A 13,243-nucleotide genomic window follows, 5' to 3' on the forward strand; every position below is an offset into this window, starting at 1 on the left:
GAATTCTGGATCATCAAGGCGCAGATGAAACCCAGGATCATCCTCGTACCCCGCCCAGGTCCGTTTGAGGTGACGGCAGTATTCGAGCGCATGAAGGAGCCGTCCACGCGGTACTCGATACTTAACCGCCAAGTCCACGATGTGCCGCCGTGCATCCTCGCGGAAAAAATCGCGCTGCCAGTCACCGCGGTCCTCAATCTCGAACTCCTGCATAAATTCTACAAACTGACGGTCTTGGAATTCCTCATACAGATGACGTGGAATCCGTCCCTGAAAGTTAGTTTTTCGGACGTGTCCTTCCTCGACCAAACGCTGAAAGGCTTGCTGCGATTCGATCTGCCGTACATATTCCTGAAATTCCTGCTCATTTTGTGTCAACAGATCGAGATACGCGTCAGGGGGACGCACAGACCTTACAGTGGGAACAACGGAGATTTGCGGTTGGGGTCCGATAATACGCATACGCACTTCCTCACTAAATGCCAGTCTGTGTAGGGTTATCTATAGAATACTATACTTTGTACAATTTCTATCCGTTTCATGTTCTGTTTTTAAGTATTTGCTGATTTTTCATTCAGTTTCTTACGGGAACCTAACTCGCAGAAAAAGAAGTTCAGCCACAACCAAGCGCAGCCCCAGCGGGGCGGAATGTCTATAGATACAGCAAGAACAAACTGTCTTTAGCCCCAGCGGGGCGACATGTGTATCAATAAACCGATATCGATGTCAAAAGTGTTTCAATGAATCCAAACTATTGCTCAAGAACCATAAAAATTCTACTAACTTTAGTATAGAATAGCAAACCGTCAAGCAAACATCAAGCCGAAAAACCTGTCGATAGAAAAATGCAGGAGAGGGTTCATCAAAGACTCCCCATCATTTTACCATCAACCAGGGACGCTCTCTGAATTTCTCCGTTAAGGATCGGTACAACGGCAAGAATAGCACAGCCGCTGTGATGATGAGAATGACCAGCGTAATGGGACGAGTCCACAGAAAAGAGAGATCGCCATCGTTGATGAGCAGGGCACGCCTCAGATTTTCTTCAAGCAGTCCGCCTAATACAAATCCAAGCAGCATCGGCGCCATCGGAAAATCGAGGAGCCGAAAAAAGAGGGCGCAGGCGGCAAATCCCACCATCAGATAAATATCAAAGTTATTGAAGGAAACCAAGTAAACGCCGATAAGGGAAAAGAAAAGGACAAACGGGACGAGAAACGGTTTCGGCACAGCGAGCAGTCGAGCGATATAAGGGATCAAGGGTAGGTTCAGAATCAACAAAACAATGTTCCCTAGGTACATTGAAACAATCACTGACCAGAACACATCGGGCCGTTCCGCAAACAGACGGGGCCCCGGTTGCACCCCGTAAGAAATCAGCGCACCTAACATCACAGCGGTTGTCCCAGATCCGGGAATCCCCAAAGTGAGCAGCGGCACAAACGACCCCGTCGAAGCCGCATTATTCGCTGTCTCTGGTGCTGCGAGCCCTTTTAAGCTACCCTTCCCAAATTGAAGTTTTGCTTTCCCCTTTGCGAATGCTTGCTCCATCCCGTAAGCCAGAAATGAGGCGATTGTCGCACCGGCACCGGGCAACACACCGATAAAGAAACCCAATACAGAGGATCTGCCAATGCTCGGTGCGATTTCCTTGAATTCCTGCTTTGAAACTTTAAGGCTGCCGAATCTTTCCGCGACAGTGGTTTGGGCAGCGTTGGAGGTTTCTCCCGGCTTTAACGCTGAAATGAGGGCTTCAGAGAGCGCGAAGGTCGCCATAGCGAGCAGCAGGAAACTGATGCCGTCAATCAGGTCAAGTTGTCCCAACGTGAAGCGCGGAATCCCCGTCGAATCATCTGTGCCAACAGTGGACAACATCACTCCCAAGATCGTCATCAGGGCAGCCTTCAGGAATTGACCCTTTCCCGTAAAAGCAGAGACAGCCGTGAGTCCCATGACCATCAACGCGAAGTAATCAGCGGATTGGAAACTCAGTGAGACAACAGCAAGCGCCGGTGCCGCCAGCAGGAGAAATATGGCACCAATCGTTCCCCCTGAAAATGATGAATATGCGGCGGTGGCGAGTGCCTTTCCTGCCTTTCCCCCCTGTGCGAGGGGATAGCCATCGAAGGAGGTAGCGACGGTCCCGGCAACGCCCGGCGCATTCAGCAGGATCGAAGAAGTTGATCCGCCAAAAACAGCCCCGTAATAGACACCCGCCATGAGAATCAACCCTGATGATGGCTCGAAACCGTAGGTTATTGGAATCATCAGAGCGATCGCCGAGATTGGGCCCAATCCGGGCAACATGCCGATAAATGTGCCGGCAAAAACGCCCAGACACACCATCAAAATGTTAGTGAAGGTAAATGCGGTCGAGAGTCCCGTCATTATCCCTTCTAATACCATTGGCTTAACTCCAAGTTGTTAATCACAGGCTAATTTGCTCCCAAGAAGTGCAACACACCGGGCTCAAGGTAAATTCTCAGCAGTTGTGTCAAAACGAACCAGAAACCAACCGTCACACCGATCGAAACCAACAATATCAGCTTGATTCGACGTTCCCCCATAATCCAAAATCCGCCACAAAGGAAAAGCATAGTTGAGATTAAGAATCCAAGGGGTTTGAGGATCAATCCATAACCAGCCATCAGTAGAAAGAGGAAGGCTGCACACCGCCAGTTCAATCCCCTGAAAGCATCCGTGAAAGAGGATTCCTCCCCACTGATACGCCGGTCGGTAGGAAGGATCAAAATCAGTAGGGCGGCAATAATTCCTGTTGTGCTTAACCCTATCGGCAGGCTAGAAGGGGTTACGCCAGAGTCTTCGATTCCCGGTGCCTCCGGAATATTAAGCGCCATCGCGCCGTAAACCATTGAAAGAATGAGGATAACAAGTGCTCCTACTTTATCTTTTGTCATCAATCCCCTGCTTTGAGTACCGCATATCCTTTCACATAATTCCCATCATTACCATCAGAATTAGACAAATAGCATTATTCAAGAAAGCCAAGCCCACCCATCAGTTCACCGATGACCTTTTCCTGTCCTCCCAAAAAGATGGAGAATTCCTTTCCCGGTTTGAAGAGGTTCTCCCAACCGTTACGCGCTCGCACCTTTTCCCAAGCTGATGTTTCATACATCTTTTTAAGCAGATCGGCGTAGGCAGAGACCTGCGCTTCGGACAGCCCCGGCGGACCGAAGAAGCCGCGCCAATTGACAAAAATGGCATCGTATCCCAACTCTTTCAAAGTTGGGACGTCGGGAACAGAGGCAGAGCGTTTCTCCGCAGTAATAGCGAGGATGCGAACCTGTCCTGCCTTGTGCTGCTCTAGTGCCTCACCCAATCCGGTCGATAAAACCTCCGTCTCCCCAGAAAGCAACCCGGCAAGTGCCTTACCGCCACCATCGTAAGGGATGTATCGTAACGCTTTCGGATCTCCGCCTGCCGCCTTAAACGCCAGTGCCGCGACAAGACCATCCATGCTGCGTCGCCCCGACCCACCTCCAACTCTGAGTTGGCGCGGATTCGCACGAAAAGCGGCAACAACATCCTCCCAACGTTGGAACTCCGAATCGGGACGGGTGGCAAACACGCCGTAGTCCGCGATTACTGCGGCAACAGGTGTCAAATCCCGAAAAGTGTGCGGAAACACCTTTTGCAAAGAACGGATAAGGATTGGGGTCGAATTAACCAACAATGTCCCCTGTTGACGTCTCGCCGTTTTGATAAGATACGCAATTCCCTTCCCGCCGCCACCACCGGACATATTCTGATATGATGCACGCTTGATAAGTTTCGATTTCGTTAAGGCTTCACCCACACCGCGAGCGGTTCCATCCCAGCCGCCTCCGGCACCCGCGGGGATGAGGAAATGTATTTTGTCTATCCCTGTGTCGGCATAAGCCTGCCCAACAAGTATACCCCAAGCAAGTAGGAATGCACTGAGAATGAGAAATATTCTATTCGCTGAATTTTTCATAAGATCTCCTAAAATAATTATATCACTGCACCGTTTTAACTGCGCCACTCCTTTATATCATAGACGGAAAACCTCAGAATTTCAAGCCGCTAATATCGTCCTTACGCTTATCTATGTAATTGTATCTCTCTACCAATATCTCCTTTTTGATTGATCAGAGATCCTGTATTTGCTACAATCTACATCACCTGAATGGTTGCGACTAGGGAATCCATTTTCAGTGCGAACATTTTACGTCCTAAGGCGAGAGGGATAGAGATTATGATTGTAGTCACAGGAGCTGCGGGGCGGCTTGGCAGACGCGTCGTCCAGCGCCTCATCGGAAAGGGCTATGATGTACTAGGAACAGACCGTGTGCCGTGTAGCGAGTCGCCATCGCCATTTGTTCAAGCGGATCTCCGCGACGCTGAGAGGACAACGGCACTGTTGGCGGATGCAAAGGCGGTTATTCACATGGGCGCGATTCCGGGACCTAGGAGCGATGCACCACATGAGGTTTCCGAAAACAACGTTCAGAGCACATTCAATGTCTTCTGGGCGGCAGCAGAGAAGAAACTCCGTCGGGTGGTGTTCTCCTCCAGCGCCTTTGCTATGGGTTGGGCGCATGATCCGCGCGCTTTTGTGCCTTTGTACCTTCCCCTCGATGAGGAACATCCGATGATGCCATTTGAGCCTTATGGATTGTCGAAGCGAATCGGTGAGTGCATCGGCGAGATGGTTGCCCGAAGTTCGACGACCTCTGTGGCCAGTCTCCGCTTTACAAATGTCGTTCCACCAGAGCGACAGGCTGAGTTTCCCTTGCCTGCACCCACGCTCGACAGTCCGACCACACTAGTAATGTGGGCGTATGCCGATCCCCGCGACGTGGCGGAGGCGCATGTGTTGGCACTTGAGGCAGACCTGAAGGGGCACGAACCATTTTTGCTCGCTCAACCAACCACTCGATTCCGTGAACCGACCATCGAATTGATTAAGCAAAACTTCGGGGATTGTGTCGAGATCCGTGGAGAGCTCAAGGGCAACGCAAGCGTCATCAGTACAGAAAAAGCGCAGCGGATACTTGGTTTCAGACCGAGACCGGGTTGGAATCAGTACTGACCCTAAACACCCTGAAGATATCCCCACAAGCAATGTGATAGCAGACGATTTATCATCCTAATGTTCATAGAGGAATAGCGCAATGAATGAACACGACAAATACCTTTTTGATCTCAACGGTTATCTGGTCGTCGAGAATGTCTTAACTCCCGATGAAGTGGCGTTGTGTAATGAGGCAATTGACCGCCATGCGGACGATATCCGCGAACGAGTCGGAGAACTTTCGTTGTCAGGGGGTTCCAACACCTTGGAAGGCATCACCGGACGCGGTGACCTCGGAGGGATGCTGAGTTGGGAAAAACCTTGGTGCGAGCCGTTCCGGAATATGCTAGCCCACCCGAAAATTGTGCCGTATCTTCACGGCATCTTGGGAAAGGGGTTCCGTATGGATCACAATCCTGGACTGATCACCATGCGCAAAGGAGCGGAAGGGCATGTCTTCCACGGCTCCTCCGGTCCCGGCTTCGATCCACACCAGTACTACATTTTCAAGGACGGCAGGATGCACTGTGGATTGACCGTGGCGGCGTGGCAACTTGCCGATGTCAATCCGGGAGATGGTGGGCTTTGCCTGATTCCGGGGAGTCACAAGTGTAATTTCGCTTGCCCTCCAGAAATGAAACGCTACGAAATGTATCAAGAGCATATTCGGCAGATTACGGGCAAAGCCGGCGATGTTGTTATTTTTACGGAAGCCACCACACATGGAACGTTGCCTTGGACGGCAGACCATCAACGTCGTTCTCTGCTTTTCCGATACTCGCCAGGAAATTTGGCTTATGCCAAAGGTTACTTTCCTACATGGCCAGAGTCAATGCTCGAAGGATTGACGCCGGAACAGAGAGCGGTATTGGAACCACCTTATCACACACGGCTAGATCGCCCAGTTCTGGAGGAGTAGCTACCTCCTCACTGAATACCCCTTGACGATAATACCAAAATCAGTGAGTATATCTCACGTCTCAAGAAGCAGATCGACTACTCGGTAAACTCGTCGTAGACCGACCTAGAGATGGCAGCAAGACTAGCATCTACGCTCAGTCGATCGCCAGTCGTCATCTCTTTCGCCATAATCGCTACGGTGTATGGTCCCGTAGGTGAAAATACGATCCCAACATCACACCGGACGCTGTGGTAGCTGCCGGTTTTGTGGGCAACCGCCGTTCCCGCAGGAAGCGCGTGCGGAATAACCGTGCTAAGCTGCTGACGCTTGAGGATATCCAAAACCGCCTCACGAGACTGAGCCGAAAGGATATTTCCATCGTAGATTAATTCCAACAAACGGCACATATCGTTCGGCGACGACACATCGGACTTATCTTCGGAGAAGCCGTCACCCTCTAAGACAAACTCCCGCTTTTTCAAACGATCCGATGCTAACTGATAGGTGTGCACAGGGTTTTCCACCTCAAGTCCAGTGATGCCGTAGAGCAATTCCCGACACGTCATCGGGATATGGGTGTGGGTCAACCCCAACTGGCGCATCGTGTTGTTGATATTGTCCCCTCCGACCCGGTTGTAAAGTATATCAGTGGCGGTATTATCGCTGATGATAATCATGAGCATCGCCAAGTCGTGAACCGTTGGTTGAAGCCCAGATGCTAGCTCCTTGAGGACACCGGACCCAGGTACCCGTAAGGTATCGGTGAGGTCGATGCGTTGATGCACGTCAATGATGCCTGCATCGACCTGTCGATACAATTCTACCAATAGCGGCACCTTCAGCGTACTCGCTGTGAAGAATACGGTGTCGGCGTTATGGGAAACGCGCTCGCCTGTCTCCAGATGTTTTGCGTCGACCCCGACAACCCCACCTGTATGAACTGTAAAATCTTGGATTGCAGACATCACGCCTGATTCGGCCATTTTAGTTCTCCATTTATTCGCTTCTGAGGGAAAGGTGAGCGTTGTTCCACACCTAAAACCGTTCAAGCAGCAACTTGGTAATCGGATTGGGACGACTGTAGTATTTCCGCGTGGCTTCGTCCTTGCTTTCTGAAAGTCGGCGCGGGAAAATGGTATAATTACTCAAGTAGCGGTCCGTTGTACGACCGCAGTAGAGATGAATGGTTCGACGTTCTGCAGTGGTCTGCCGGACATTGCCGGCATGGAACATTATCGCATTGAACAGGACCGCGGTGCCGGCAGGACCGGTGATGTGATCTGCTTGTGTGAGGTCGTAAGCGTCGAGCGGTTGCTCTCTCGTATGTGCCGAACCGGGCAGTACGCTGAAGGTATGCGTTGTGTCATCTACATCGTTCAGGTAAAAGACAACGGATATGTATGGGGTGGAGTGGGTGATTTCACTCGCTCCAGTACCGACATCGCGGTGCCAACGGCAACTGATGGGACCATCGGGATTGGGACGACGAATGCGCACCGAATGTTCTTCCGCACACAAATCAGGTCCCATAATCGCCTCTAGCAACGGCAACAGGCGCGGTGGCCGCATGGTGAAGTCAATTTCCGGGTGTGTAATTAGTAGATGGACGTTGAGTTGATAATGCCCGTCCTCTCGTTCAAACCAGTTCGCGGGATTCTCGACGAGATCGTGATCTATGATTTCGTTGATGGTCCGAACCTCGTCGGAGGATAAGGCATCAGGAACAACGACATAATCGTTTTCCTGATAAAAGTCTAACAGTTCTTTCATAGGATTGCTCCTTAATTAGCGCGCAGCTGCAATCTTCAATCACAACAAGGAAACGCAATGAATCAAGAATATATTGAACGCTGGCAGACAGAATTTGAGACAGCAGACGCAAAGACAGTCCGACAGATGCTCGCTGAAGCGCCGGAACTCGTAAACGTGACGGTGAATCACACATCACCGAGTGGGAGGATCCGGCAGTGGGGACCGCTCTTCAGTGCAAGCATCAACCTCAAAAGTCTTGATAAAGTGAAGGCACTTGTGGAGGCAGGTGCAGACGTAAACAACAGCAACCTTGGAACACACTGGCCAAGTACCGAGTATGAGATTAACCGGTATCTCCTTAGCCAAAGAACGGATATCAATCAGCTGTGCTATCTTGGGTTTCATGCTGTCGGCGTCACCAATTTCGATTCTTTTCTACTCATGGTAGAAAACGGGCTGGATCCGAATTTCGCATGGCCCTACAACGGCGAAACTTTGCTCCATGTGCAGTCGCGCCACGATGACGATACCCACCTCGCGCAAGCCTACATTCTGATTAAAACGGACGCAGACGTCAATGCACAAGCGTTGAGTGGACTTGATGACGAACCCATCATGGATAACGAGCATTTCGTGCAATACGGCAAGGAAACACCGCTCCATTTTGCTGCTCGGTTGGGCAATTTGCGGATGGTTCGGATGCTGCTCGACCACGGAGCCGATCCGTCGCTCAAAACCGTCAGCCGAAGAAGTGAGCCGAAGGAGTTCATCGAATGGACGGATGAAGTTACATCGTTGGTTTGGCCACTAAGTGAAATTAGGAGGGTGCTGTTTCAACCCTATGAAGGGGAGACACCTCTCGATATGGCGCTGCGTGAAGGCAATGAAGAAATTGCCAATATACTCAAGTGATAATGACAAATGAGTCTGTCGAACCTAGTCCGACCTCTGAACAAGAAAGACTAGTGTTCTGAGCCGTGTTGGCGGAGGATACCGATGATTTTGGTTCTGCCGGTTTTTACTTTTTCCGCATCTATTTTTATTTCCAATAGCCCTGCGATAAACTTAGTGGCTTCCCAATCCACCGCCGAGACATCAAGCAGGGTTTCGCCCTTGTAGTTCTCTGGGTTGACATCTGCGCCCTTCTGAATCAGCAGTTCGGCGATTTCGGTGCGACCGAGAAAAGCGGCACTGTGCAACGGCGTGCTACCATCCCGACTCTTCGCATTGACATCCGCACCTTTTTCGATTAAAAATCTAGCGATTTCCGTATTGTCCAGAAGTGCTGCCCATGACAAGGCGGTTACTCCGAATTCACTATCTCCTGCATTGATATCCACACCGTTTGCCAACTGTTCCTTGACGGCTCGAAGATCTCCACTTCTGACGGCATCACATAGTGTATTACTCTCACTTCGTGTGTTTGTCGTGGCACCGTGTTGACGGAGCAGCTCAACAACTTTGGTTCTGCCGGTCTCTACCTTTTCCCTATCTACCTTTATCCTCAGCAATCCAGCAATGAAACCAGTGGTCTCCCAATCTACCCCTGTAGCATCTAGGGGTGTACCGCCATCCCCATTCTTGATATTGATATCCGCGCCGTTCTCAAGCAGCAGTTCAGCCGCTTCATATTGACCGAGGAAAGCGGCGCTGTGCAACGGCGTTCCACCATCTCGATTTCTTGCATTGACATCCGCACCCGCCTCAAGCAGCAGCGCAACAATTTCAGTGTGTCCAAACAACGCAGCCGATGATAAGGCAGTCGAACCGAAGGTACTATCCTTGGCATTGATATCCACACCTTTAGCCAAGTGTCCCTTGATCGCTTTGATGTTTCCGAATGCGGCAGCACTCCAAATGTCGTTTCCGGGACGTTTTGCTTGTCGCTCGGACCAATCATCTTCCCTCGTAACGAACGGCTCATCTGGGACCGCTCTCCATTCCGGCGTTCCGTTCGCAATCTCCTTCGTTATATCCGCACGACGTTCGCGGATAAATCTTTGTGTCTCTTGCAGTGCCGTTGTACGAGAATAGGTTCTTCGTTCACCTTTATCACCAAAGTGGCGTTGGGCATCAACTATGTGCGGTTTGACCATCGCGTCGATACGGTCAAATTCGGCTAACAGTTCCGTTTCATTCCAATGGCTTTCAAGAATGCCCATCATCGTCTTGGCGTAACGCTCTCGACTGGACTTTCGTTGATAAAGCTTATGAGCGAGCAAGCCTCGGGTCTTCACAGAGATAGGTGCACCGGCTTTGTTGTGGTGTTGAAGTTTGCTGTGCTTGCTAAAGAGCGAGTCGGCACCCCAAGGTAAGAAGTGAAATTTGTCGGTCATTGGGTTGAGGTAGATGAAAAAGTTGTTGCTGTTGCCGGAGTAACCATCCCAAAAACCGAGCAGCCCTTCTATCGCCCAAAATGTGTAGAACGTATCGAGGTCAACCAACTCACCGATTGCTTCCTCAATGTTTTTGCTATCACTGTTGAGAACCTCAATGAGCTGTTGAATCTTCTCCCGTCCCGGTGCGTCATCGCCGATTTTGCGCTCGAAACTGCCTGCCCAACCTTCGTAAAAATCGACGTAGGGACCTTCATACAGGGTGCCGTCGTCAGTGCCAAAGGCACGCCTGAGAAATGATTTTCGAACCGTTTCCACATGTGAATAGACACCGAGGTTCATCCCATTGACCGTCACCTTCGCATACGCACATCGGGGGGCCGGTGAGCCGGCGGCATTAAACAGGGCATAGCCCATGAATTGGCTCACCAAACTGATGTCCTGCTGGTTGTTGTTGAGCGTTAGGTTGGTCAAGCCTTCAATACCGGCATCGTTGTCGGTATGATTCAGCTTGATTTTGAGCGAGGGGCGCGTGGTATTTTGGGAACCGAGGAACCCTTTCTTGCGAAGTCCAACGTTGGGAAACGTTACGCCATCAACGGTCACGCTTGCATCGACGTAGGTGTAAGGTGCCTCAGGTGGTGCAATTTTGCGGCTCTCATGGAGTGCAGAGAAAAAATCCCGCGACTGATAGCGGATGGTATCCCAATCCTTGTCAGCAACCGTGATTTGTACATCGAGCACCCGATCGGTCGGGAAGATGTCATCGGAGGTTAGTCCCTTCGCTAGCAGACCGTTTACACCAACCCAAAAACAGAGTGCTGTCACCAATCCAATATTCAATGTTACTCGACCCAATCTCACTTTTTCGATCCTTTCTGAAAATCTCTTCGTCCGCTATGTTGACAAAATTCAACCAAAGTAGGAAAAATAGTTTTCTTTCATCTGTAGGTATAATAGCACAGTTCGATTAGTGAATCAACAGATTTGTAATTGAGGAATCTAACAGGAAATAGTGTCCTAATAAGAGCAAGCAACATGTGAAAAATCAGACTGAATTGACAAACCTTTAATTCGCATCAGCCGAATTTTATGTTGCTTCAAGCCAGTTTCTCCCTCGGTTCCAACATCCTAATTGACAGTCCCGCACCAATATTGTAAAATGGCAATTCATATTAGTCTATTATTCCAAAGATCTCCGTGAAAATTCAACGTCTGAAGAGCGGAAGAAATTCTACCCAATCAAGAGCATAGGTCTTATCGAATGAATGATATTCGTATCTCCGAACGGATCGCGACCAACTGCCGTCAAACGGTTAATGGTACTGCTTGGCTAGATGGATTACCCAAAGCCATTACTAATCTTAAGCAGCGGTGGTCCCTGACCCTTAGCCTACCATTTGAAGAGGAAGCGAGTTGTTCTTGGGTTGCGCCCTGTGTCCGGCAAGACGGAACACCTGCCGTGCTAAAACTCGGCTTGCCTCACATGGAAGCAGAAAATGAAATTGATGGACTGCTTTTTTGGGATGGCAATCCAACTGTTTTCGTTTTAGAGGCAGACCTTGAACTTAACGCGATGCTGCTTGAAAGCTGTGAGCCCGGCACCACCCTACGAGGGCAACCTGAGAGTGTACAGGATCAGGTCATTGCAAGACTCTTGAAAAGATTATGGAGGGCACTGCCTGAAGCACATCCATTTCGACCATTGTCAGAAATGATTGCCGCGTGGGTCAAGGAGACGTTAGAAAAAGTAGACTGTATGCCCGACGCAGGACTCGCCAAGGAGGGATTACGCATTTTTGAAGCACTGCTAAATGATGTACCTAGTAATGTACTATTGGCAACTGACCTACATGCGGGGAATGTGCTTCGAGCGCGACGTGAACCGTGGCTCGTTATTGATCCCAAGCCGTTTTACGGCGATCCAGCTTACGATGCGACTCAGCATCTGCTCAACTGTAAAGAACGATTACACTCAAAACCGATTGCGACAATCAGTAGATTTGCAGACCTACTCGGTGTGGACACTGAACGCGTTCGGCTTTGGACCTTTGCTCGGTTAGCGTCAACATCAGGGGGAGATTGGCATAAATCGCAGGATCTCGCCCGGAGGCTGATGTCAGCGCGGATCGAATAAGATTGGACGTGACGGACAGAAGCCTAGTTGACTTGCGACGGCGAAGGCTAACCGCAGAGAGGAGGGTATGTTCAGGAATGGCAGATCAGATACCCGGACTTGATCAGAACCAGCTTCACTTCTTTCTTCGGAAACTTCTGAATCCGGACGAACTAGAGATTATCAAGCAAGAACACCGTGATGGGCTGGCAGCCGCATTTCCAGACGAACCTTTCGAGGGCACGCTGGGGCAGTGGACGCGAATGATGAATGAGGAAACGCCCTTTTTCGCTTCGCTCACTGAAGATCCTCGATTCCTTACCCCTGCACAGCAGATATGCGGCGAAAATGTCCTCGGTAACGGCACCGACGCTCATTTTAGTGTGGGCAACACCGACTGGCATAGCGATAGCAACTGGCAACCCGACTCAGAGGAGGTGCAGCTCGCCGTCAAGTACCACTTTCATCTCGACCCTGTGACAGCGGAAACCGGTGCCTTGCGTTTCATTCCGGGATCACATCTATTGAGGGGTGCTGAACGGGAGATGTTTCAGGCGGCTTTAGATAAGGTGCCGCTTGAAAGTGTTCCTTGCCAAGTCGTCCCGACGCAGCCGGGAGACGTTATCCTCTTTGATATCCGGACTTGGCACGCCTCGTTAGGTGGAATGCCCGGCCGGCGCGTCTGCAACGCGGAATACTTCCGAAACCCAGACACTACCGAGGGTATCGAAATGCTTCGGGAGATTGCGCGACTCCAATCCGGCTCGCGCAACGCACACCAATACACCTATCCGAAGAATTGGCTGGCGAATCCGCACGACAGCGCAGTGAGACAGTCATGGATCGATCGCTTGTTGGAGATCGAATTTCTTAATCAACCGGGCGTGGGAGAAATGTAATGGATAAAACGAGGCTGGGTAAGAGATACAACAGGACCTTATAAGCAAAGCAGCATCGGAAAAAGCCAAACACTAGAGTTCGCTGCGATTATTCCCTCACTTCACCAACCACCAACCCGATGCGTCAGCAGTCAATGCGGTGTGTCCCTTATAGCGGTCATATACCCTGTGCATCTCCTC

The 13,243-nt window shown here is 50.5% G+C and carries 12 protein-coding genes; 5 read left to right on the forward strand and 7 right to left on the reverse strand.

Going from position 1 to position 13,243, the window contains the following annotated elements:
* From J4G02_13735 to J4G02_13750, 4 genes are all read right to left on the reverse strand, one after another.
* The coding region (locus J4G02_13735; protein ID MCE2395637.1) for a hypothetical protein at positions 1-462 on the reverse strand (462 nt) is incomplete at its 3' end.
* A 414-nt stretch (positions 463-876) separates the two neighbouring features.
* On the reverse strand, positions 877-2,406 hold the full coding sequence (locus J4G02_13740; protein ID MCE2395638.1) for a tripartite tricarboxylate transporter permease: 1,530 nt from the start codon (positions 2,404-2,406) through the stop codon (positions 877-879).
* A gap of 29 nt (positions 2,407-2,435) precedes the next feature.
* Positions 2,436-2,918 (reverse strand): tripartite tricarboxylate transporter TctB family protein, encoded by a 483-nt coding sequence (locus J4G02_13745; GenBank protein ID MCE2395639.1) that lies wholly within the window; start codon positions 2,916-2,918, stop codon positions 2,436-2,438.
* A gap of 74 nt (positions 2,919-2,992) precedes the next feature.
* On the reverse strand, positions 2,993-3,979 hold the full coding sequence (locus J4G02_13750; GenBank protein MCE2395640.1) for a tripartite tricarboxylate transporter substrate binding protein: 987 nt from the start codon (positions 3,977-3,979) through the stop codon (positions 2,993-2,995).
* Between the two features lie 261 nt (positions 3,980-4,240).
* On the opposite strand from J4G02_13750, the gene J4G02_13755 reads away from it, so the two are divergent.
* Complete coding sequence (locus J4G02_13755) at positions 4,241-5,077, forward strand: NAD(P)-dependent oxidoreductase (protein MCE2395641.1); 837 nt, start codon at positions 4,241-4,243, stop codon at positions 5,075-5,077.
* A gap of 82 nt (positions 5,078-5,159) precedes the next feature.
* Positions 5,160-5,978, forward strand: coding sequence for a phytanoyl-CoA dioxygenase family protein (locus J4G02_13760; GenBank protein ID MCE2395642.1), 819 nt, complete (start codon positions 5,160-5,162; stop codon positions 5,976-5,978).
* 77 nt (positions 5,979-6,055) lie between these two features.
* Here the strand turns inward: J4G02_13760 and J4G02_13765 are convergent, their stop codons facing one another.
* Both J4G02_13765 and J4G02_13770 read right to left on the reverse strand, forming a co-directional pair.
* Entirely contained in the window at positions 6,056-6,943 is an 888-nt protein-coding gene (locus tag J4G02_13765) for a serine hydrolase (GenBank protein MCE2395643.1), read from the reverse strand.
* Between the two features lie 52 nt (positions 6,944-6,995).
* The gene (locus tag J4G02_13770; GenBank protein MCE2395644.1) at positions 6,996-7,730 is read right to left on the reverse strand and encodes a phytanoyl-CoA dioxygenase family protein; all 735 of its coding nucleotides are present in this window, start codon (positions 7,728-7,730) and stop codon (positions 6,996-6,998) included.
* A gap of 57 nt (positions 7,731-7,787) precedes the next feature.
* On the opposite strand from J4G02_13770, the gene J4G02_13775 reads away from it, so the two are divergent.
* Positions 7,788-8,624 carry an ankyrin repeat domain-containing protein gene (locus tag J4G02_13775; GenBank protein ID MCE2395645.1) on the forward strand — a complete coding sequence of 279 codons (837 nt, stop codon included), beginning with the start codon at positions 7,788-7,790 and terminating at the stop codon, positions 8,622-8,624.
* Positions 8,625-8,674: 50 nt separating this feature from the next.
* Here the strand turns inward: J4G02_13775 and J4G02_13780 are convergent, their stop codons facing one another.
* A complete protein-coding gene (locus tag J4G02_13780; GenBank protein MCE2395646.1) occupies positions 8,675-10,912 on the reverse strand; it encodes a CotH kinase family protein in 2,238 nt (745 codons plus the stop codon).
* 400 nt (positions 10,913-11,312) lie between these two features.
* On the opposite strand from J4G02_13780, the gene J4G02_13785 reads away from it, so the two are divergent.
* Positions 11,313-12,185 carry a hypothetical protein gene (locus J4G02_13785; GenBank protein MCE2395647.1) on the forward strand — a complete coding sequence of 291 codons (873 nt, stop codon included), beginning with the start codon at positions 11,313-11,315 and terminating at the stop codon, positions 12,183-12,185.
* Positions 12,186-12,262: 77 nt separating this feature from the next.
* Entirely contained in the window at positions 12,263-13,063 is an 801-nt protein-coding gene (locus tag J4G02_13790; protein ID MCE2395648.1) for a phytanoyl-CoA dioxygenase family protein, read from the forward strand.
* Positions 13,064-13,243 lie beyond the last annotated feature (180 nt).

This window comes from Candidatus Poribacteria bacterium, from assembly GCA_021295755.1.
Classification (GTDB): Bacteria; Poribacteria; WGA-4E; order WGA-4E; family PCPOR2b; genus PCPOR2b.

Excerpts from the sequence above, each read along its gene's own strand:
- J4G02_13740 (MCE2395638.1), bottom strand. The coding sequence starts at position 2,406 with ATGGTATTAGAAGGGATAATGACGGGACTCTCGACCGCATTTACCTTC.
- J4G02_13745 (MCE2395639.1), bottom strand. The coding sequence starts at position 2,918 with ATGACAAAAGATAAAGTAGGAGCACTTGTTATCCTCATTCTTTCAATG.
- J4G02_13750 (MCE2395640.1), bottom strand. The coding sequence starts at position 3,979 with ATGAAAAATTCAGCGAATAGAATATTTCTCATTCTCAGTGCATTCCTA.
- J4G02_13755 (MCE2395641.1), top strand. The coding sequence starts at position 4,241 with ATGATTGTAGTCACAGGAGCTGCGGGGCGGCTTGGCAGACGCGTCGTC.
- J4G02_13760 (MCE2395642.1), top strand. The coding sequence starts at position 5,160 with ATGAATGAACACGACAAATACCTTTTTGATCTCAACGGTTATCTGGTC.
- J4G02_13765 (MCE2395643.1), bottom strand. The coding sequence starts at position 6,943 with ATGGCCGAATCAGGCGTGATGTCTGCAATCCAAGATTTTACAGTTCAT.
- J4G02_13770 (MCE2395644.1), bottom strand. The coding sequence starts at position 7,730 with ATGAAAGAACTGTTAGACTTTTATCAGGAAAACGATTATGTCGTTGTT.
- J4G02_13775 (MCE2395645.1), top strand. The coding sequence starts at position 7,788 with ATGAATCAAGAATATATTGAACGCTGGCAGACAGAATTTGAGACAGCA.
- J4G02_13785 (MCE2395647.1), top strand. The coding sequence starts at position 11,313 with ATGAATGATATTCGTATCTCCGAACGGATCGCGACCAACTGCCGTCAA.
- J4G02_13790 (MCE2395648.1), top strand. The coding sequence starts at position 12,263 with ATGGCAGATCAGATACCCGGACTTGATCAGAACCAGCTTCACTTCTTT.